The organism is Winogradskyella sp. R77965, from assembly GCF_044594915.1.
Classification (GTDB): domain Bacteria; phylum Bacteroidota; class Bacteroidia; order Flavobacteriales; family Flavobacteriaceae; genus Winogradskyella.
In genome coordinates, this window is sequence record NZ_CP138990.1 from 216,675 (window position 1) to 237,296 (window position 20,622).

Below are 20,622 nucleotides of genomic sequence, written 5' to 3' on the forward strand. Positions count from 1 at the left end.
CAGTAACTTTGATTAAATCCTTAAGCTATGTTTTCAACATTTTTCAAACAGAATAAGAACAAAAGATATAATTATACTCCACGTTACTACGACGAAAGGAAAGAGCGCATGGATAATTTGAAAAAGAAGCATGGGTTAATAGAAGATGATAATAAAGGTAAAAGATTCAATAGAACAAACTTTAGAGACGAATGGAAACAAAACAGTAAAATTCAGAGTAATAAAAATTCTAGAATAAGGTTCTTAGTCATTTTAGCTTTTCTTCTTACTGCTGCCTATGTTGCTTTAAGTTATTTGGATCTTGTAGTTTTCTAATGACAGATATTATTCAACTTTTACCAGATCATGTTGCTAACCAAATTGCAGCAGGTGAGGTAGTGCAACGACCAGCTTCTGTAGTTAAAGAATTGTTAGAAAATGCTATTGATGCTGACGCTACTGAAATAAAACTCATTGTTAAAAATGCTGGTAAAACTTTAGTGCAGGTTATAGATAACGGCAAAGGCATGAGTATTACTGATGCAAGACTCAGTTTTGAGCGTCATGCCACTTCAAAAATAAAATCAGCAGAAGACTTATTTCAATTAAATACCAAAGGTTTTAGAGGTGAAGCTTTGGCCAGTATTGCTGCAATCGCTCATGTAGAATTAAAAACTAAGCGAGCAGAAGATGAGTTAGGAACTGCGATTGAGATTGAAGGAAGTGCAGTAAAATCTCAAGAAGTTTCAGTAACTCCAACAGGAACTTCTGTTGCTGTTAAGAATTTATTTTTTAATATTCCTGCAAGACGTAATTTTTTAAAATCAGACACAGTAGAATTACGACATATTACGGACGAATTTCATCGTGTGGCATTGGCACATCCTAATATTGCTTTTGCCTTTTATCATAATGGCAGTGATTTATTTAATGTGCCAAATGAAAATTACAGACAACGTGTGGTGCATATATTTGGCGCAAAAACCAATGAAAAATTAGTGCCAGTTGAGGAGGAAACTGAGGTACTTAAGATTTCTGGGTTTGTTGGTAAGCCAGAATTTTCAAAAAAGACAAAGTCAGAACAATTCTTTTTTGTTAACCAGCGTTTTATAAAGAGTCCTTATTTAAATCATGCAATTAATGCTGCTTTTGAAGGTTTGCTCAAAGATGGTTATCATCCAAGTTATTTTTTGAACCTGACTGTAGATCCTAAAACGATAGATATTAATATTCATCCTACAAAAACTGAAATTAAGTTTGATGATGAACATACTTTATATGCTATTTTACGCTCAGCTGTTAAACATAGTTTAGGACAATTTAATATTGCACCAGTTTTAGATTTTGAACATCAGAGCAGTTTCAACACTCCATATAATTATAAAGATAAAACGGCTTCAACACCAGCAATTGAAGTAGATAGCCATTTTAATCCGTTTTCTGAAGATAAAATCGAAGGAAAACAAACCATGGTACAACGAACACGTTTTAAACAAGCTCCTACTGCATCATGGGAAAGTTTATACGTGGGTTTAGAATCTAAAGGCAATAATTCTCAAGAGGATTTTAGTCAAGTAACGTTTGAAAGTGACACTAAAAATGAATCTATTTTTAAGGATGCTTCCATAGAAAGTTCAAAAACGACATTTCAATTACAACAGAGGTATATTGTAAGTACTCTAAAATCTGGCATGCTAATTATCGACCAGAATAGAGCACATCAACGCATATTGTACGAGAATTTTTTAAAGCATATTACGATAAAAGAAGCGACTAGCCAGCAATTATTATTTCCGTTACAATTACATTTTACGCCTAATGAAACTAAAATTATCGGAGAATTAAAATCAGATTTGGAGCATACAGGCTTCGTGTTTTCAGAATTAAATGAAAATGAAATTATAATAACTGGTGTACCTGTTGGAGTACCAGAAAGTGAAGTGTCCATTATTTTGGAGCAGCTAATTAGCGATGTAGAAAATGATGTGCCAGATGCTAATTTTAGTGCTACAGATTTATTAGCAAAATCTATGGCAAAGAGTTTAGCAATTAAGAATGGACAACCATTAAATAGTACAGAGCAAGAACATATGGTAAATAGTTTGTTCGCCTGTAAGGAACCTAGCGTATCACCAACCAATAGACCAACATTTGTCACTATGAAAGTTGATGATATTGAGAAAAAATTTATGTAGAGTATGAGACAAGGAATTACTGATGCGGTGAAGCATTTATTGATTATAAATGTGTTGATGTTTATTGGAACTTTAGCTATTGGAAATGGTGAAGCATTTTATCAATGGTTTGCATTATATTTTCCTAAAAACCCATTGTTTCAGCCTTGGCAAGTGCTAACACATATGTTTATGCATGGAGATGTTATGCATATTCTCTTCAATATGTTTGCGCTTTGGATGTTTGGAACAGCTGTAGAGCAGGTTTTTGGATGGAAGAAATTTTTGATTTTTTATTTGCTTTCAGGATTTGGTGCAGCAATTATACAAGTAGCATTTTTGTATGTTCAATATAATTCTGGTTTAACAACACTAATTGAATCTGGAATTGCTCAAACAGATATAGTAAGTGTTTTGAGTGAGGGTAAATATAACACAGGCTGGACTTCAATATTAGGGGATAAATTAGATAGTTTTTTGAGTGCATTTAACTCTACAATGGTTGGTGCATCTGGAGCTATCATGGGTGTTTTAGTTGCTTTTGGTATGTTATTTCCAGAAAATAAATTGATGTTGATTTTCTTACCAATACCAATTAAAGCTAAGTATTTTATACCGGCAATTATTGCAATGGATTTGTTTTCTGGTCTAACAGGTCAATCATTCTTTAGTCCAAGTAACACAGCTTATATGGCTCACGTAGGTGGTGCTCTTACTGGGTTTTTACTTATGTATTTTTGGAAGAAAAATGAAAAAGATAAATACCGCTGGAATTAACGATGAGTGACTTTGAAAATTTAAAATATAAGTTCAATAGATTCAATGTTTTTGAAAAGATTATTACCATAAACATTGTTGTTTTCATTTTTGGGCAATTGATTAAAGTATTTGGAAGAACAGGTAATTCTTTATCTTATTTAAGCTTGCCATCAGACTTTTCTCAATTTTTGTGGAAACCTTGGTCACTGATTACCTACGGATTTGCTCATTATGGATTTTTTCATATCCTTTTTAACCTTCTGATTTTATATTATATATCAAGAATGTTATTGAATCTGTTTCGACCTAAAATGGCATTAAACATTTACTTCTTAGGAATCATAGTCGGTGGTTTAGCTTTTCTCCTCGTTTATAATGTTTTTCCTAGAGGATTTATTATTAATGCTCAACCATTGGTTGGTGCTTCTGCAGGTATAAATGCTATGTTGATTTTTCTTGGTGTATATATGCCAGAAACAGAAGTTAGAGTATTAGTTGTGAATATAAAGCTTAAATATATTGCAATGGCTATAGTGTTAATAAATATCCTAGGACTTTTTGGTACAAATCAAGGTGGTAATGTAGCACATCTTGGTGGTGCACTTCTAGGCTATTTTTATGCTATAAAATTAAAAGAAGGAAAAGATATTGGCACAGGATTTGAGCGAATAATGGATAGAGTTGTGAGCTGGTTTCAGCCAAAATCAACTTTAAAAACAGTACATCGAAAAAAAGGAAAAGGTAAATATGCTGGTAAGTCCAAAGATGAGTTTGATAAGCTTAACAAACAAAAGAAGATAGATTTAATCCTCGATAAAATCAGCAAAAGTGGTTATGAGAGTCTCTCAGCTGATGAGAAAGAGTTTCTTTTTAAGGCAGGTGAGTAATTAGAATTTCTGTTCTTGTCCAGAAGTATTAAAAAACACATATGAAGAATTTAAAATTTGGTAGTAAGATTGTGTTCATTATCAATTCGTTGGTGGCATTCTTACTGCTTGTTTCTTATGTGTTGCCTTATATTCCGCCAAAGAGTTTTGCAACCTTGTCTGTTCTGAGTTTAAGTGTACCTCTCTTAATTTTACTTAATGTAATTTTCTTTATTTATTGGTTATTAAGAGTTAAAAAGCAATTGATTTTATCTTTAGTTGTATTGCTTTTGGGTTGGAATTACATCAGTTCCATGTATAAGTTTTCATCATCCAAGAACATTGAAGATGCTGATAATATATCTGTGATGTCTTTTAATGTAAGACTGTTTAACAAATTTGAATGGCTTCCAAGTAAAACCGTTAAGGAAGAAATTATTAATTTAATTAAAAGTGAACAACCAGATTTATTGTGTTTACAAGAATATCGTACAGGTGATCCAATTGTTTTAGATGGCTACTATAACTATAATGCATTTCCAGTAGATCGCACTGTAAAATGGGGTCAAGCAATATATTCAAAGTTCCCTATAGTAAATTCAGGATCATTAGAATTTCCTAATACTTACAACAATGGAATTTTTGTAGATATTGTGAAACAAAAAGATACAATAAGATTATATACGTTGCATTTACAATCTTCTGGTATTCAAACTGATGTAGAAAATCTTAAAAAAGAAACTTCAGGTAATTTATTTAAACAAGTAGGTTCTACGTTTAAACGACAGCAAGATCAGGTAGAATTGTTTTTAGAGCACAAATCAAAATCTCCTCACAAAGCAATTGTTACAGGAGATTTTAATAACACGGCCTACTCTTACATCTATAAAGAGATTAAAGGTGACGATTTGGTTGATGCATTTGAAGAAGCAGGTAATGGCTTTGGTAAAACTTATGATTTTAAGTTCTTTCCTCTGCGCATTGATTTTATTTTAGCTCATAAAGATTTTGCTGTGAATGGATTTAAGACCTTTGAAGATAGGCTCTCAGATCATTATCCCATAAAAGCAATATTAAAACTACATTAAAATACAGTCGGCTATATCTGCAATAATGTGTATGACCAGGCCTAAACCAATAAGTCTGGTGTTTTTTGGAAGCAATAACAGTAAGTAAACTGCAATTGCATAATAGGAGTGGAGTGGATGAAAATTTATACTACAACGATTTGGGTCAAAAATTGGATTAGCTAATAAATGATCTAAATCTATCAACATACCCAAAATCATAATTCCATATGCCTTTAGCCAATGTCCCTTAAAGAATATAAGAGCAATTACCAAAGGCAAGCCAAAGTGTATGCTGTAATGAACCATTGGTTGGAGCATACAATTAGAGATTTTGTTTTTTCAAATATAACTTTGTATTTGGGCCTTGATTAAACAACACGTCTAAAATACTGAGATTAGAAATAAAACCATTTTTCTCAGTAAAAACTTGAGTATAGGGTTCAAAAGAATTTACCTCAAAATTCCGATTCACCAATTTTCTGAAATCAGTTTTATCTTTTGGTTTCTTTTCAAAAATTAATGTTTCTACAGGACTAATATTTAATTGAAGACAATTATTGAGTATTTCAAAGCATTTTAAATTAAAATCTAGTATGTAATTGTATTGCTTTTCAAATAAGGGCATTAAATCGTCTATATAATATTCAAAAAATGGTGACATACTATATGCAGATTGTAGAGACTTTAAATGAAGTAGTTGCCAGTTGTTTTCGTTCGCAATTTTTACATCTTTGTATAGTTGCCTATTCTTTTGGGTATAAGTAACAGGAACCGTTAAAGCTAATTTGCCATTAGCACCATAGATTTCGGTTCTATTTCTATGGGTTTGTTTTTGATAATTGTCACAAACTTCAAAATATATGACCTCAGCACTAACCATAATAGCAAAATGCGCCAGATTCGGAAAATAAGTTGGATGTATAAGACAATTCATGATGTCTTTTATTTAAGAATGCTATGTTAAGTTTTAGCCTTCTTTTTCTGTCTCCATTTATTAAAGAAAGTGATTCCTAAAATAAGTGCTAAAAAAGGAATTAAGTATGAAGTTCGCTCACCACTACCACTAACCGTTGTAAATATTCTATCCCAACGAAAGCTCCAATTTTTCATACCATCGTTAATACCATCGATACTCATCCAAATAAATACAGGTTTTCCAAAGACATGATTATAAGGTACAAATCCCCAATACCTACTGTCTATAGAATTGTGTCTATTATCACCCATAGCCCAATAATAATCTTGTTTAAAAGTGTAAGATGTAGCAGGTTGGTCGTCAATAAATATTTGATTACCTCTAGTAACTATGTTATGGTCTTCGTATTCACCAATAGCGCGCTTATAAAGCGCTATATTCTCAATATCGAGGTTTACAGTAGCTCCAGCTTTTGGAATCCATATTGGCCCAAAATTATCGACGTTCCAATTGTAATTAGCAGTTCTAGGGAAAATATTGCCGTTTTCACCAGGAGCACTTTTTATAGGTTCTATACTTTTTATATTTGGCTGAATTTTTAATTGTGCAATAGCTTCTTTGGTAGCTGCAGAAATGATGTACTTATCGTTAGCAATTAATATATTTCTATCAGTTATATCAATTTTTTTCAATAGTTCGAAAAATCGATTCTGATCTCCTTGTGTTGTGTGAGGTTTATCCAAAGACACCTCGTAAGAGAATTGTAAATGAGACCTTGGAGGTAATTTGTTTTGAACACCATTAATAAATACATAACCATTTCTAATCTCTAAAGTGTCACCTGCAACTCCTACACAGCGTTTAACGAGATTAGTTTTCTTATCTATAGGTTTATAATAATTACGATCAGGTGTAAATTTATTCATATCCAACAAGGTGTCCGCTGGCTGATTAAATACTATAATATCGTTACGCTCTATAGTTTCAAAACCAGGCAACCTAAAATAGGGTAACTGAAGTTTATTGATCCATGAGGTTTTTCGTTCTTCAAAGTTGTCGTTATATAAATATGATTTTTTTCCAATAACTGGTATCGTATCATGTACCATTGGTGCTCCAACAGTTGTCATTGGTGCTCTAGGACCATAATGTAACTTACTTACAATAAGGAAATCACCAACTAGCAATGATTTTTCTAAAGAAGAAGAAGGAATTACAAAAGGTTGAAAGAAATAGGTGTGCACAATAGTCGCTGCAACAATTGCGAACAGGATAGAGGTAATCCATTCACCAGCAGATGTTTTTGGTTTTAACTTTCTGTTTTCAATATAGTTAACATCTGCAATGTAATTTAAGTAATAAAGATAAAAACCTAATGTTACTATACATAAAAGTGAATCTAGTTTGGTGTCTTTACCGAAAGCTCTTGCAGTCTCTACCCAAGCCGCAGGAATCATAATAAGGTTTACAATAGGTAAAAACATTAAAATAACCCACCACCAAGGACGAGATATAATCTTCATTAATACTACAGCATTATAAACAGGAACAAATGCTTCCCAAGCTTTTCTGCCAGCTTTAACATACAGTTTCCATGTGCCTAGACCATGAATAACCTGTAAAATAATTAAAAAGATAAACCACTGTGTCCAGTTCATAATAGTATAAATGATAATTGTCTAATGACAATTGATTAATTAGTAAGGTTCAAATTTGCAGTTTTTCTTGATGAAATAAAAATTCTTGTCAATTCATCTGCTTCATTTAACAAAGATTTACAATTGTCTGAAGGTAAAAGTTTTTCATCAATTATAAATTCTAACCAAAAATGGCTTTCGTCTATTTCTTCAACTACAATACTTATTTTAGAGATAAAACTTCGTTTCGATTGTGCAATACAAGTGGCTCTGTAATTTGCTGCGACTGATGTTGCGCACCTAATAAGTTGCTTTTTTATATGATTAGATAAATAGTCATTTGGTAATTGGGCAACTAATTTTATAGTGTTGTGTGCAAACAATTTTGTTCGATCTTTAAGGTCATTCTTCATTATTCATTCAAAATTAAACATTAATATCTAACACATCTTTCATGCTAAACACACCTTTTTTATCTTTTATCCATTCTGCAGCAATAACGGCTCCCATAGCAAATCCTTGTCTACTATGCGCTGTGTGATTAATGCTAATGGAATCGATTTCAGAATTATAAGTAATTTCATGAGTACCAGGAACACCTTCAACACGTTTGGCTTCAATATGAATTTCATCAGACTTAGGTTGTTCCAATGTCCAATTATTGTATTTGGTATGCTCGACGATATGTTCTGCGAGTGTAATCGCAGTGCCACTTGGCGCGTCTAGCTTTTTGGTATGATGAATTTCTTCTATTTCAGTAGTATATTCTGGAAGACCGGCCATTAATTGACTTAATCTCTTATTGATTTCAAAAAAAATGTTGACTCCTAAACTAAAATTTGAAGCATATAAAAAAGTACCATCTTTTTCTTTACAATAGTCTAGAACGTCATCATATTGACTTAACCAACCTGTGGTACCAGAAATAACAGGAACACCAGCATCTAAAGCTTTTTTGATATTAAAAACGGCAACTGAGGGTATACTGAAGTCTATAGCAACATCAGTATTTGAAAAGTTGTAATTTTCATCCGTATCAGATATTTTTAAAGTAATGGTATGATTACGATTTATGGCAATCGCCTCTATACTTCTGCCCATTCTGCCATAACCTAGTAAAGCTATATTCATGTGTTTATATTTATTGTTTATAGTTGTCACATGCAGTTCGCTATTATTCATTTTGTTGAATGATAAAATTTTGAACTGGCTCGTTTCATATTAAAATTTAAAATTTACAGTTACTCCTAAATCTGTAGTGTTTTCCATTTGGTTGTATTGGTAATGCGGACTTAAGCTCAAATTTTCATCAACATTGAATTGAAGTAAATGTGCATCTACATTGGCATCAATAATATTTAACGCATAAATCCCAATAGTAACCAATAGCGAAATTTCTTTGTTGCGTCTAAATTGTTCTTGTGCCCTAATAAGGCCGTCATCAGATATTATTTGTGTATTACCATCACCATAGAATTCATCGTCCTTAAAACCAGCTAAACGTCTTTTGTAAGCACCTCTATATCTATCGAATTGTCGATCGTTTCTAATATAAAAATAAATACCTGCTCCAACACCTCCTATGGCTAAAGGTATTTTCCAATACTTTTTATTGTATGCTTGTCCTAATCCAGGTAAAATAGCAGATAGAAAAGCGGCTTTAGAAGGTCTAAGTGGATCTATTTCTTTTTTAGTAAGTGCGTTTTCATCTACGAGAATAATTTCTTTATCTACGGCGATACTTGTACTGTCTTTATCCTTTTGAGAAAAGGATAATAATACTGAAAATAAGCACAGTAAAAGACTGTAAAAACGTTTATTTAGCACTTTGCACTAATTTTTTAATTCGGTTAAAATCTTCTTCAGAATGAAACGGGATGGTAATTTTACCACTTCCATTCTTAGCTACTTTAACGTCTATTTTGTGCCCAAAGTATTCTGAGAATTCTTTAACTCCTTTTCTTATGTATTTCGGAATTTCAGAAGAACTACTTTCTGAGTCTTGTGGTGCATTAGAATTAAGATTTTTTACCAATTGCTCAGTAGCTCTAACTGATAATTTATTGCTGATAATTTTTTCATAAACCTCAAGTTGGTCAATTTGGCTTTCAATATTTACCATTGCTCTTCCATGACCCATGCTAATAAAGCCATCTCGCATTCCGGTCTGAATTATCGGATCTAATTTTAATAAACGCAAATAATTAGCAATGGTAGAACGTTTTTTACCTACGCGTTCACTCATTTGCTCTTGTGTTAAATTAATTTCATCAATTAAACGTTGATATGATAATGCAATTTCTATTGGATCTAAATCCTGGCGTTGAATATTTTCAACCAATGCCATTTCTAAGGACTCTTGGTCGTTGGCAATTCTTATGTATGCAGGAATAGCTTCTAAACCAATTAATTTAGAGGCTCTAAAACGACGTTCACCAGAGACGAGTTGATATTTATTAAAAGCTAATTTTCTTACGGTTATAGGTTGTATAACACCAAGTTCTCTAATTGAGGACGCCAATTCTCGCAATGATTCTTCATTAAAATTGGTTCTTGGTTGAAAAGGGTTGACCTCTATACTTTCAATATCGAGTTCAACAATATTGCCAACCACCTTGTCCGCGTTTTTATCTTCTGCAGATTTAATATCGTTTTCGGGATCTTTCAACAAGGCGGAAAGTCCTCTTCCTAATGCCTGTTTTTTTGTTGCCTTCGCCATTATAATTCATTTTTCTTAATCAGCTCTTTGGCTAGGCTCAAATAATTGGCTGCACCTTTACTGCTTACATCATAGTTAATAATACTTTCACCATAACTTGGAGCTTCTCCTAATCTCACATTTCGTTGTATAATAGTATCAAAAACCATATCTGTAAAATGTTTTTGAACTTCTTCTACGACTTGATTCGATAAGCGTAAACGCGAATCGAACATAGTTAAAAGTAAGCCTTCAATATCTAACGCTTCATTATGTATCTTTTGTACACTTTTAATAGTATTTAACAGTTTGCCTAGACCTTCGAGTGCAAAATATTCACATTGAATTGGTATGATTACTGAATCTGAAGCTGTTAAAGCGTTCAATGTTAACAAGCCTAAGGAAGGTGCGCAATCAATTAGGATATAATCATATTGCGATTTTAGCTCTTCGATTGCTTTCTTCAGCATATATTCACGCTCATCTTTATCCACAAGTTCAATTTCGATGGCGACAAGATCTATATGCGCAGGTATAACATCAACGTTGGGAGCATTTGAAGACACAATGGCATCTTTAGCTTCAGCCGTGTGTTCTAATACCTGATATGAGCCTATTTCTACAGCATCAACATCTATACCTAAGCCAGAACTAGCATTGGCTTGAGGATCTGCATCTATAAGTAGGACGTTCTTCTCTAGTACGCCAAGAGAAGCGGCTAAATTGACTGAGGTCGTGGTTTTACCAACTCCTCCTTTTTGATTAGCAATAGCAATGATTTTACCCATTAAATGATTTGGTTTTAAGAGGGTTTAAAAATACGATTATTTGTGAGTTTAGGAAATTGAAGTTGTTAACATTGTAAATAAAGAAAAGCAGCCATAAGGCTGCTTTAAATTTTCAAAAAAATGATTCAATTCTATTTTTCAGGATTGTGAATACCTAAAATATAGCCTTGAGTCAAATATTTTTTAGCCACATTATGTAAATCTTCAACTGTTATACTATTTACATTTTCTTCAAATTTTAAGAAAGCGTGAGCATCTCTTTTTCGATAGTCAGCATTTTTAAGTTGCCCTAGCCAAAATCGGTTCTTTTTTAGATCTTCTTTGTGTTCTAAAATCTGAGCTTCTTTAACTTTTGCTAAATCCTTTTGTGTAGGTCCATCCTTTATTAGTTTATCAACTTCTACTAAAGTGGCATCGATAAGTTTATCAACATTTTCAGGGCCACATGGAAAACTAATATTGAATCTGTACCAACCATAAGGCATATCGTTAATATTTGCATTAGCACCAGCTCCATAAACACCACCTTCTTCTTCGCGAAGTTTTTCTATAAGTTTTATCGATAATACCTCTGCTAAACTTTTAAAAGCATGCGCTTCTTTTGCATCATAATCAGCTGGTCCATGATAGGTCATTCTTACAGAACTTTTAGGGTCTTCTCCTTTTTCTATCACCTTTTTGTGAGAACCGGTTAAAGGTCTAAAGTCCATTACCTTATAAGTTTCGTTACTTCCTTTTCCTGGTAAGCTAGCTAAATAGGTCTCGCAATAGTCAACTAGTTTTTCTTCGTCTATATTACCAACAAAGTAAAACTTAAAATCTCCAGCATCAGCAAAGCGTTCCTTGTATTTGTCATAGGCTAGATTGTAATCAGCATTGTCCATGTCTTCCGCAGTGGGGAAGCCTCTGTATCTGGGGTTCTTTCCATACATAAACTCAGACATTTGGTCTTGAAAATAAAACTGTGGATTTGATAGTAAGTTCCCTAAAAATGCTTTTTGCTTATCTGCAAAACTTCTAAATGCTTTTTCATCTTTATTTAAAGCTGTAAAGTAAAGATGTGTCAACTGAAATAAAGTTTCTAAATCTTTAGGTGTTGTATTTCCAGACATTCCTTCACTGTATGTGCCAATAGATAACCTTACATTAGCAATCTTGCCAGACATCATTTTACCTAATTCAATTTTGTCAAAGCCATTGACACCAGCTTCACCTAAGCCTCCATTTGCAGCAGATGTAGTCATGTATTCTTCATCCGTGTAGAGTGATGTCCCTCCATAACTAAAAGCATCAAACAAAATTTCATCATTCTTAAAGTCAGTCTTTTTGTAAGTTACTGTCGCTCCGTTGCTTAAAACCAATGTTGTAGTGCCAAGTTTTTCGTCTGTTTTGTATTCCTTGATACTACCTTTTGAAGGCATGGTAGTCATTAATGAGGTTGCAACGGCTTTATCTTCATAAGGTTTTAATTCCATTGTTTTTACGGTATCGAGTAATTCCAATACTTGTGCTTCCTCAACTTTTTCGACACCCTCTTTTTCAGGTCCAGTGATAATAACTACGCGATTATCTTCTTTGATGTATGATTTGATAAGTGAATTAACTTCATCTAAAGTAATGGTAGGTAACTGAGAATTCATAAAATCGAAACGCCATTCCATACCAGGAATAGGATTTTGTTCGAGGAAGTTATTGATGTATCTTCCAACAATTCTTTCCGATTCCATTTTGTCTTTATCCTTGAAAGCTTTCTCCATACGAGCAACTATATCTTTTTTTGCTCTACTAAATTCTCCTTCAAAAAATCCATGCTGACGTACACGCTCATTTTCTATGAGAAGTGTTTTTAATGCATCTAACTGCCCAGTAGGACTTGTCATTGCTGATGATTGAAACGCATTTTTCGTTCGAGCGTAAGTGCCGCCATAATAGGTGAAACCAAATACAAACGGTGGATTGTCACCATTTCTAATTTCATCTAGTCGATTATTAATCATTTGGGAGAATAAATTCTCTATCATAGATTTTCTGTAATCTCCATAAGTTATGTCTGGTTGAGAATTCACCTTGTCTTTAAACATTAATCTTACATTAGAAAAAGCAGCTTCTTTGTCACTTTCTATGGCTATAAATGTTTCGTCATGATTTGGTAAATCGAAAGACTTTCTTGGTTTCGGTTGTTTTGGATTAGGAATGTTTTCAAAATGCGATTTTATTTTCGCTTCAAGTGTCTCAACATCAATATCTCCAACAGCAACAACAGCCATTAAATCTGGTCTATACCAATCCTTATAATAGCGTTTTAAGCTTTCATACTTGAACGTTTCAAGGTTTTCTTTTGTGCCAATTGGTAAGCGTTCGGCATACATAGAGCCGTACATCATTTTTGGTAAGTATTTTTGCATCATGCGTTCATCAGCTCCTTTGCCTAGACGATATTCTTCTAAAACAACTCCACGTTCGTTATCAATTTCTTCATCGGTTAACAATGCATTGTGTGCCCAATCTTCTATTATCTGGAATCCTTTTTCAAGCTTTTCGGGGTCGTCACTTGGAATGGGAAGAATGTAAACGGTTTCATCAAAACTAGTATAGGCATTGAGGTGTGCACCAAATTTTACACCAATACTTTGAAGGTAATCAACCAATTCATTTTTCTTAAAGTTTTTAGTTCCATTAAAATTCATGTGCTCCATAAAATGCGCTAGACCTAATTGATCTTCATCCTCTAGTATTGAACCAGCGTTAACCACTAATCTTAATTCTACCTTGTTTTCTGGTTTAGGGTTGTTTTGAACGTAATAAGTAAGCCCATTACTAAGCTTACCTGTTTTTACATTTGGATCTGCAGGAATAGGAAGTGAGGCATCATAAGCTAAGTTGGTTTTTGCCTCTTTTTTAGTAGTAATTACTTGTGCATAGGAGGGAAGCGAGAGTGCAATGGCTAAAACAACCACTACACTGAGAATGTGCTTTTTCATTAATTGATGGTTTAAATGATTAATATTTATAGGAAATTTCCTTTAAAGCTAACGATAAGAATTTGATGAAAAAAACAATAACAAAATTTTAACTAATTATTTAGTTGAATACTATGTGCATTTAAGAATTCCATAACATTATTAAGATATTTATCACCACCAACATCCCAAATATCGTCATGTGAAGCCTCTTCTAGTAAAATAAATTTTTTGTTGATACTTTCAATTTTATCAAAGTTTTCTTTAGCGTATTTAACTTTGAACACTTTATCTTTTCCTCCATGAGCAATAATAATTGGCTGGGTTATATTTTCGGCATATTTTACAGGACTTGCATCGTCTGTATCGAAGCCTCCTATACTACCAGATCTATCTATTATATAATTACTCAAAGGTTTTAGCTTTAATTTTGTTAGACGAGTAAAATAACTATTCATACTCGTTCTAAAGTCTGTCATAGTGCATTCAATAATCCCAAATTTTATGCGTTTTTCAATCCCCATAGCTTGCATGGCAACAGCACCTCCTATAGAGCTTCCCCAAACTCCAATTGGTTCTATATCTTTATGTTTATAAAGTTCGTCAATAAGACTCTGAATATCCTTTTTTTCTTTAACCCCGTATGTAGTAAATCGCCCTTCACTTTCACCAAACCCTCTTAAGTCTACAGCGACAGAATTGTAACCTCTTTTGGCTAAAACCTCACTAAATTCCATAAAGTTGTATTTATTAGAGCTGCTATTAGGTATTAATATAATAGTGCCTTTGGCACTATCTATGCTTGAATGTGTAAAAAGAGCAGAGAGGTTGAGTCCGTCGAATGACTTAAATGATAGTTTCTTTCTTTTGAATTGACTACTATCATTTATAATAGAATCATATGCAACATAGCGTTCAATATTTGAAACTTTTAACGTAATTCTTTTTTGTATGATTAGTCGAGGAATAATGAAATGAATAGTCACTAGTCCTAAAACTGTTAGCGCTATTAAAGCGCTCTTAACTATTTTAATTTTACGTTTTTTTTGCATTCTTATTTTCGAACCTCTTAAGAATTAAATGTTTGATTTAACGTAAGTCAAGTTTTGGAGTGACAAACGAAATTAACTTACTATCAACCGATGCGGTTAAATATCCATAACCTTTTGAGGTATTAGAATGTAAAAATACCATTTTTAAATATGGATTTTAAAACAAGCAAGTTTGAATAATTGCATATTGGAGTTTTAATGTTACCTTCCTTTGAAATTACTTCATAAGAAGTTTCCTTAGATGCCGTTTTCCATGAATCACCAACATCAAAAATACTCGGAAGTCTTATAGTTTCATCCTCGATGTTTTCTTCATATTGGTAGGTTATATCGTTCTCTTTTCTTAAATATAAATAGACAATTTCATCACTTTCCCATGTTTGAGCATATTCAACATAGGTTTTATTATCCAATTCTTTTGTTCCTGCTTTTTTTCCGTGTAATAGGTGTTTCCCCAAATTATCGTTTTTTTAGACTCGAGTAATGGGAAATAGGATTCAGTACTATCGCCATCGCAAAAGCTCTGTCCTTACCTTTTGGGCAAAACAAAACATGGAATTGATAAAAAACAGATTATGAAAAGAAAATAGTGTTTTCTAGTTAATCAATCAAAATATCTAAAATCTGAATTGCAGCTTCACTTATTTTTGTTCCAGGTCCAAAAACAGCAACGGCTCCAGCATCAAATAAATACTGGTAATCTTGCTTCGGAATTACACCTCCGACAATAACCATAATATCATCTCGACCATATTTTTTTAATTCATCTATTACTTGAGGTACTAGAGTTTTATGCCCTGCTGCTAAAGAAGATACACCTAAAATATGAACATCATTTTCAACAGCTTGCTTAGCAGCTTCTTGGGGAGTTTGAAATAGAGGCCCTATATCAACATCGAAGCCAACGTCAGCATAACCAGTGGCAACAACTTTTGCGCCTCTGTCGTGACCATCTTGCCCCATTTTAGCTATCATAATACGTGGTCTTCTGCCATCTTGATCAGCAAATTTATCAGCCAATTCTCTTGCTTTTTGAAAGCTTTTATCGTCTTTTATTTCCTTGCTATACACTCCTGAAAATGATTTTATTTGTGCTTTATGTCTTCCGAATTCAGCTTCTAATGCATCGCTAATTTCTCCTAAAGTTGCACGTTTTCTTGCTGCATCTATTGCTAAAGCTAATAAATTTTCTTCACCTGTTTTGGCAGCTTCGGTTAGTTTTGATAAAGCTTCGGCTGTTATGTCGCTATTTCTAGTTGCTTTAATGCTTTTTAGCCTTTCTATTTGTTGGTTGCGAACCGTTTGATTGTCAACTTCTAGTGTAGCGATAGGTTCTTCTCGCTCTAAGCGATATTTATTAACTCCAACTATAATATCTTGACTAGAATCGATACGTGCCTGCTTTCGTGCAGCTGCCTCTTCAATTCGTAATTTAGGTATTCCGGCTTCAATGGCTTTTGTCATTCCACCCAATTCTTCAACTTCTTCAATTAATTGCCATGCTTTTTGGGCTATGTCGTGAGTTAGTTTTTCAACATAATAACTACCAGCCCAAGGATCTACAGTTTTTGTAATATGCGTTTCTTCCTGTAGGTAAATTTGTGTATTTCTTGCAATACGTGCAGAGAAATCTGTTGGTAATGCGATGGCTTCATCTAATGCATTGGTGTGTAGGCTTTGAGTGCCTCCAAAAGCTGCTGCAGAGGCTTCAATACAAGTTCTAGCGACATTGTTAAATGGATCTTGTTCTGTTAAACTCCAGCCTGAAGTTTGGCAGTGTGTTCTTAGGGCTAAAGATTTTTGATTTTTTGGATTGAATTGCTTTACTAATTTAGCCCAAAGCATTCTTGCAGCTCGCATTTTTGCGATTTCCATAAAGTGGTTCATTCCAATAGCCCAAAAGAAGGATAGTCGTGGAGCAAAAGTGTCTATATCCATGCCAGCTTCGAGTCCTTTTCTTATATATTCTAAACCATCTGCTAAAGTGTATGCTAGTTCTATATCACAAGTTGCACCAGCTTCTTGCATATGATAACCCGATATACTTATACTGTTGAATTTCGGCATGTTCTTACTCGTAAATTCAAAAATATCTGAGATGATTTTCATGGATGGAGTGGGTGGGTAAATGTATGTGTTTCGTACCATAAACTCTTTTAGGATGTCATTTTGTATGGTTCCTGCAAGTTCTTCTGGTTGTACTCCTTGTTCTTCTGCTGCTACAATATAAAAAGCCATAATTGGCAAAACAGCACCATTCATGGTCATGGAAACCGACATTTTATCTAGAGGTATTTGGTCGAAAAGGATTTTCATGTCTTCAACAGAATCAATAGCTACTCCTGCTTTGCCAACATCGCCAACTACGCGTTCGTGATCTGAATCGTAACCTCTATGTGTTGCTAAATCGAACGCAACAGACAGTCCTTTTTGTCCTGCAGCAAGATTGCGTCTGTAAAAGGCGTTGCTCTCTTCAGCAGTTGAAAAACCTGCATATTGCCTTATGGTCCATGGTCTGCGAACATACATTGTTGAATATGGACCACGAAGATTTGGGGCTATACCCGCTACGAAATTTAAATGTTCAAGGTTATTTAAATCCTCTTTTGAGTAAGTGGATTTTACCTTAATATCTTCCGCTGTTAAAAAGTCATTATTCTTTTCAAACTTATTAAGGTCTTTTTTTTGCTTTAATGCGATATGTTTAAGATTTTTTCTACTCATTACAATATCATTTTTTCAAGAAACGGATCAAAATTAATTTCAAAAGGTGCCATGAGATTTATTAAAACGGTTTTCTTATTCGAAGAGATGAAATAAGCATGTTGAAACGCTTGTTGTTGAAGTTTTTGGTTTTCGAGCTTAAAAATGGCTTTAAAAATTTGTGTTTTGCCATTATCATTGTGCTTTGCTGTAATTTTGGTAAAATTTAAATCCGTATTACTAGCTACTTCTTCTTGACTTTGCCTCACAATGCCTAAAATATATTTTGCATCTTGTCGTGAAATAGGAGTATAAGGAACTGAGTTTATCGTGTAAGTTGCACTCATTGTTTTATCAAAAAAAATATAGTGGTTGCCTTGCATTTTTCTGATATTTCTAAATCTTGCACGCTCAATTTCCAGTTGCTTATTATCTACAACTAAAGAATCAATTAAAGCTAAATATTCAACGGAAGAATATTTTGTAAAAGTCTTGGGTAGAAAAAGTTTTATACCATCTTTATCAAGGTAGTGCGTATTGCCTTCAATGGCTTCGATATCTTCTAATTGAGTCCAATCTGTGATTTCTTTTGCAACTTCGAAGCAAGACATGAAAAAGAGGCAAAAAACACCTAAAAAAAATACTATAGATTTTCTCAATACCATGTATTATTCTTTATTTAATCTATTGATTTCCAAATTTTCAGATAATCTTTTCTCTAGTATTGGTTCAATAATTGTTTTACGCTTTTCAAATTTTAAAAAAGGACTGATTTCTAAGTCGTTTTTCATTTTATCGTTAATATTTGCATGCTTATTTGTCCCTAATAGAACTAATTTTTCAGTATCAAAATCGGCTTGTTCTTTAGCTGCACTTTCTTTAATTTTTCGTTGAATCGTACCTTCTTTTAACTGATGTAAAAACCCACCATTTGCTTCGATATCTTTAAAAAGAAGTAGCGCTTTTTCAGAAAGTTGCTCCATTAAATTTTCAATATAATATGCTCCGTCTGCTGGATTATTTACTTTATTGAAATAGCTTTCGTGCTTTAGAATTAAAAGTTGGTTCCTTGCAATTCTATCTCCAAATTCATTTGCTTGATGATATAAAGCATCGTAAGGTAAATTGTAAATAACATTTGCTCCACCTAGAATAGCGCTCATGCACTCTGTTGTTGTCCGTAGTAAATTTACATTATAGTCGTAAATAGTTTTATTACGTTTGCTTGGAGTGGCTATAATTTTACATTCAGTATTAATATGATATTCTGATGCTAAAGCGGACCATAATTGGCGTAGCGCTCTAATTTTGGCAATTTCAAAGAAGTAATTTGAGCCAACTGAAATATTAAAGGCTACTTGAAGCTCTTGTTTTGATTCTTCTGTAATGAGGCTGTCAAGATGATTTAAATATTCATTAACGTGAGATAGTGCATAAGCTAATTGCTGCACTATGGTTGCTCCTGCGTTTTGGTATAAGCTTAAATCAATACTTATTTGATTTGTTTTTTTGACAATAGCTTCAAACTTGTTGTGATCATCTTTAAGATTGTTGTACCAATTTCCCGTTTTAGCTAGATTTCCAATGATATCAGAGTGCAAGTAAGTTTTAGATTGCTCGACTTTGCTCTTAATTACGCTATGTAATTTTTTGGTAAATACCTCTGAAAGAAAACCGCATTTAATTTCTATTGGAATTTTTTCTAAATCTATATTGTGTAATAAATCGTCAATAGATATATTTTCGGTTTTAATTTGAAATAAGATACTTTCAGCACCACGATTAATAGCGTCAACTGCTTTTAAATTAGCACCTTTAGCGTCAATAACCTGTATTGATTGACCTATTTCCCAATCTGTCGCATTACTATTTGAAACATCTGGAAGTAACTTAAATTCATCTGAATGATAGAAGGGTTTTACATCGATACCTTGGTCGGTTTTCCAGATTAGGGCATCATTGTAGTCTGCACCTTTTAAATCGACTTGTATTTTTTGTTTCCAAGCTTTTGAGGATACGCTTTCAAACTCATCAAATAACGGTTTACTCATCTTGTTTTTGTTTAACTAAACTATCTTCGTATTCAATAATATAAATGTCTTCGTTAGACTTTTTCATATAATAGGTTTCACGCGCTGTGCGCTCTAAACCATCTTCTGTGCTTAATTCTTTGATGGCTTTATCGTCTTTTGCCATTTCGTTTTTATAATGCTCTTTTTGCTGATTTAATTTATCCTTATTGGAATTCATTTCATGATGAAATAACCATGAATGTGCATCAAAAAATAACATCCAAACCACAAAAACAATAAGAACAAGAAGATAAATGTTCTTAAAGGGTTTTAAATATTTATTATCAAATATTGACATTACAGACGTTCATTAATTATTGTTTTAACGATATCTACAGCAACAGTGTTGTATTTATTATTAGGAATTATGATATCTGCATACTCTTTCATTGGTTCAATAAATTGTTGATGCATTGGTTTTAAAGTCGTTTGATATCTATTAAGGACTTCATTTATATCCCGACCTCGTTCAGTAATATCTCGTTTTAAACGACGAATTAAACGTTCATCAGAATCGGCATGCACAAATATTTTAATATCGAAAAGATCTCTAATCTCGGCGTGAGATAGAATTAAAATCCCTTCAACAATCATTACCTTTCTTGGTTTTGTAGTAATTGTATCACCTGTACGATTATGTTTTACAAAAGAATACACAGGTTGACTAATTGAGTTTCCCTTTTTGAGTTCTTTAAGGTGTGTTTCTAATAGTTCAAAATCAATAGAACGCGGATGATCAAAGTTAATTTTTACGCGTTCATCATAACTAAGATGCGAAGTATCTTTATAGTATGAGTCTTGCGAAATTACACCAACTTCACCTTCTGGCAGTTCGTTTAGGATGGTATTAACAACGGTTGTTTTTCCACATCCAGTTCCACCAGCAATTCCGATTATGAGCATTATGTTTTAATTAAGTTTGTAAGAAGCAAAGTTAGCCAATTCGTG

Annotated in this window: 21 protein-coding genes; 5 read left to right on the plus strand and 16 right to left on the minus strand. The window is 33.2% G+C overall.

The annotated features are described in order from the left end of the window. Positions 1–27: 27 nt before the first annotated feature. Genes SJY34_RS00995 through SJY34_RS01015 form a run of 5 tightly spaced genes read left to right on the plus strand, consistent with a single transcriptional unit; the run spans position 28 to position 4,866 of the window. Complete coding sequence (locus SJY34_RS00995; protein ID WP_400078070.1) at positions 28–315, plus strand: hypothetical protein; 288 nt, start codon at positions 28–30, stop codon at positions 313–315. After that, the gene (mutL, locus tag SJY34_RS01000; RefSeq protein WP_400078072.1) at positions 315–2,174 is read left to right on the plus strand and encodes a DNA mismatch repair endonuclease MutL; all 1,860 of its coding nucleotides are present in this window, start codon (positions 315–317) and stop codon (positions 2,172–2,174) included. The genes SJY34_RS00995 and mutL overlap by 1 nt, the downstream gene beginning before the upstream one ends. Before the next feature lie 3 nt (positions 2,175–2,177). Next, positions 2,178–2,930 carry a rhomboid family intramembrane serine protease gene (locus tag SJY34_RS01005; protein WP_400078074.1) on the plus strand — a complete coding sequence of 251 codons (753 nt, stop codon included), beginning with the start codon at positions 2,178–2,180 and terminating at the stop codon, positions 2,928–2,930. Between the two features lie 2 nt (positions 2,931–2,932). Further along, on the plus strand, positions 2,933–3,799 hold the full coding sequence (locus SJY34_RS01010; RefSeq protein ID WP_400078076.1) for a rhomboid family intramembrane serine protease: 867 nt from the start codon (positions 2,933–2,935) through the stop codon (positions 3,797–3,799). Positions 3,800–3,840: 41 nt separating this feature from the next. Next, positions 3,841–4,866: an endonuclease/exonuclease/phosphatase family protein gene (locus tag SJY34_RS01015; protein WP_400078078.1), complete on the plus strand. Its 1,026-nt coding sequence runs from the start codon at positions 3,841–3,843 to the stop codon at positions 4,864–4,866. On the opposite strand, the gene SJY34_RS01020 is transcribed toward SJY34_RS01015, so the two are convergent. From SJY34_RS01020 to udk, 16 genes are all read right to left on the minus strand, one after another. Continuing rightward, positions 4,858–5,166, minus strand: coding sequence for a DUF6122 family protein (locus tag SJY34_RS01020; RefSeq protein WP_400078080.1), 309 nt, complete (start codon positions 5,164–5,166; stop codon positions 4,858–4,860). The genes SJY34_RS01015 and SJY34_RS01020 overlap by 9 nt on opposite strands. 4 nt (positions 5,167–5,170) lie before the next feature. Continuing rightward, positions 5,171–5,782: a WbqC family protein gene (locus SJY34_RS01025; RefSeq protein ID WP_400078082.1), complete on the minus strand. Its 612-nt coding sequence runs from the start codon at positions 5,780–5,782 to the stop codon at positions 5,171–5,173. 26 nt (positions 5,783–5,808) lie between these two features. Further along, positions 5,809–7,422, minus strand: coding sequence for a signal peptidase I (lepB, locus tag SJY34_RS01030; protein ID WP_400078083.1), 1,614 nt, complete (start codon positions 7,420–7,422; stop codon positions 5,809–5,811). A 35-nt stretch (positions 7,423–7,457) separates the two neighbouring features. After that, positions 7,458–7,814, minus strand: a complete 357-nt coding sequence (locus SJY34_RS01035) for a four helix bundle protein (protein ID WP_400078085.1) — start codon at positions 7,812–7,814, stop codon at positions 7,458–7,460. 13 nt (positions 7,815–7,827) lie between these two features. Continuing rightward, entirely contained in the window at positions 7,828–8,532 is a 705-nt protein-coding gene (gene dapB / locus SJY34_RS01040; protein ID WP_400078087.1) for a 4-hydroxy-tetrahydrodipicolinate reductase, read from the minus strand. Positions 8,533–8,622: 90 nt separating this feature from the next. Next, positions 8,623–9,228 (minus strand): DUF5683 domain-containing protein, encoded by a 606-nt coding sequence (locus SJY34_RS01045; protein WP_400078089.1) that lies wholly within the window; start codon positions 9,226–9,228, stop codon positions 8,623–8,625. After that, positions 9,218–10,120, minus strand: coding sequence for a ParB/RepB/Spo0J family partition protein (locus SJY34_RS01050; RefSeq protein WP_400078091.1), 903 nt, complete (start codon positions 10,118–10,120; stop codon positions 9,218–9,220). The genes SJY34_RS01045 and SJY34_RS01050 overlap by 11 nt, the downstream gene beginning before the upstream one ends. Continuing rightward, a complete protein-coding gene (locus SJY34_RS01055) occupies positions 10,120–10,887 on the minus strand; it encodes a ParA family protein (protein ID WP_400078093.1) in 768 nt (255 codons plus the stop codon). Before SJY34_RS01055 ends, SJY34_RS01050 begins: the two co-directional genes overlap by 1 nt. A gap of 131 nt (positions 10,888–11,018) precedes the next feature. Beyond that, the gene (locus SJY34_RS01060; RefSeq protein WP_400078095.1) at positions 11,019–13,868 is read right to left on the minus strand and encodes a M16 family metallopeptidase; all 2,850 of its coding nucleotides are present in this window, start codon (positions 13,866–13,868) and stop codon (positions 11,019–11,021) included. A gap of 92 nt (positions 13,869–13,960) precedes the next feature. Beyond that, the gene (locus tag SJY34_RS01065; protein WP_400078097.1) at positions 13,961–14,899 is read right to left on the minus strand and encodes an alpha/beta hydrolase; all 939 of its coding nucleotides are present in this window, start codon (positions 14,897–14,899) and stop codon (positions 13,961–13,963) included. A gap of 122 nt (positions 14,900–15,021) precedes the next feature. Continuing rightward, positions 15,022–15,357, minus strand: coding sequence for a hypothetical protein (locus SJY34_RS01070; RefSeq protein WP_400078099.1), 336 nt, complete (start codon positions 15,355–15,357; stop codon positions 15,022–15,024). 142 nt (positions 15,358–15,499) lie between these two features. Further along, the gene (scpA, locus tag SJY34_RS01075) at positions 15,500–17,623 is read right to left on the minus strand and encodes a methylmalonyl-CoA mutase (RefSeq protein ID WP_400078101.1); all 2,124 of its coding nucleotides are present in this window, start codon (positions 17,621–17,623) and stop codon (positions 15,500–15,502) included. After that, positions 17,623–18,213: a hypothetical protein gene (locus SJY34_RS01080; RefSeq protein ID WP_400078103.1), complete on the minus strand. Its 591-nt coding sequence runs from the start codon at positions 18,211–18,213 to the stop codon at positions 17,623–17,625. Before SJY34_RS01080 ends, scpA begins: the two co-directional genes overlap by 1 nt. A gap of 57 nt (positions 18,214–18,270) precedes the next feature. Then, complete coding sequence (locus SJY34_RS01085; RefSeq protein WP_400078105.1) at positions 18,271–19,653, minus strand: methylmalonyl-CoA mutase subunit beta; 1,383 nt, start codon at positions 19,651–19,653, stop codon at positions 18,271–18,273. Then, complete coding sequence (locus tag SJY34_RS01090; RefSeq protein WP_400078107.1) at positions 19,646–19,972, minus strand: septum formation initiator family protein; 327 nt, start codon at positions 19,970–19,972, stop codon at positions 19,646–19,648. The genes SJY34_RS01085 and SJY34_RS01090 overlap by 8 nt, the downstream gene beginning before the upstream one ends. After that, positions 19,972–20,577 carry a uridine kinase gene (gene udk, locus SJY34_RS01095; protein ID WP_299123409.1) on the minus strand — a complete coding sequence of 202 codons (606 nt, stop codon included), beginning with the start codon at positions 20,575–20,577 and terminating at the stop codon, positions 19,972–19,974. Before udk ends, SJY34_RS01090 begins: the two co-directional genes overlap by 1 nt. Positions 20,578–20,622 lie beyond the last annotated feature (45 nt).

Bases quoted from the DNA above. Each gene is read 5' to 3' on its own strand.
- SJY34_RS00995 (WP_400078070.1), top strand. From the start codon at position 28: ATGTTTTCAACATTTTTCAAACAGAATAAGAACAAAAGATATAATTAT.
- mutL (WP_400078072.1), top strand. From the start codon at position 315: ATGACAGATATTATTCAACTTTTACCAGATCATGTTGCTAACCAAATT.
- SJY34_RS01005 (WP_400078074.1), top strand. From the start codon at position 2,178: ATGAGACAAGGAATTACTGATGCGGTGAAGCATTTATTGATTATAAAT.
- SJY34_RS01010 (WP_400078076.1), top strand. From the start codon at position 2,933: ATGAGTGACTTTGAAAATTTAAAATATAAGTTCAATAGATTCAATGTT.
- SJY34_RS01015 (WP_400078078.1), top strand. From the start codon at position 3,841: ATGAAGAATTTAAAATTTGGTAGTAAGATTGTGTTCATTATCAATTCG.
- SJY34_RS01020 (WP_400078080.1), bottom strand. From the start codon at position 5,166: ATGCTCCAACCAATGGTTCATTACAGCATACACTTTGGCTTGCCTTTG.
- SJY34_RS01025 (WP_400078082.1), bottom strand. From the start codon at position 5,782: ATGAATTGTCTTATACATCCAACTTATTTTCCGAATCTGGCGCATTTT.
- lepB (WP_400078083.1), bottom strand. From the start codon at position 7,422: ATGAACTGGACACAGTGGTTTATCTTTTTAATTATTTTACAGGTTATT.
- SJY34_RS01035 (WP_400078085.1), bottom strand. From the start codon at position 7,814: ATGAAGAATGACCTTAAAGATCGAACAAAATTGTTTGCACACAACACT.
- dapB (WP_400078087.1), bottom strand. From the start codon at position 8,532: ATGAATATAGCTTTACTAGGTTATGGCAGAATGGGCAGAAGTATAGAG.
- SJY34_RS01050 (WP_400078091.1), bottom strand. From the start codon at position 10,120: ATGGCGAAGGCAACAAAAAAACAGGCATTAGGAAGAGGACTTTCCGCC.
- SJY34_RS01055 (WP_400078093.1), bottom strand. From the start codon at position 10,887: ATGGGTAAAATCATTGCTATTGCTAATCAAAAAGGAGGAGTTGGTAAA.
- SJY34_RS01060 (WP_400078095.1), bottom strand. From the start codon at position 13,868: ATGAAAAAGCACATTCTCAGTGTAGTGGTTGTTTTAGCCATTGCACTC.
- SJY34_RS01065 (WP_400078097.1), bottom strand. From the start codon at position 14,899: ATGCAAAAAAAACGTAAAATTAAAATAGTTAAGAGCGCTTTAATAGCG.
- scpA (WP_400078101.1), bottom strand. From the start codon at position 17,623: ATGAGTAGAAAAAATCTTAAACATATCGCATTAAAGCAAAAAAAAGAC.
- SJY34_RS01080 (WP_400078103.1), bottom strand. From the start codon at position 18,213: ATGTCTTGCTTCGAAGTTGCAAAAGAAATCACAGATTGGACTCAATTA.
- SJY34_RS01085 (WP_400078105.1), bottom strand. From the start codon at position 19,653: ATGAGTAAACCGTTATTTGATGAGTTTGAAAGCGTATCCTCAAAAGCT.
- SJY34_RS01090 (WP_400078107.1), bottom strand. From the start codon at position 19,972: ATGTCAATATTTGATAATAAATATTTAAAACCCTTTAAGAACATTTAT.
- udk (WP_299123409.1), bottom strand. From the start codon at position 20,577: ATGCTCATAATCGGAATTGCTGGTGGAACTGGATGTGGAAAAACAACC.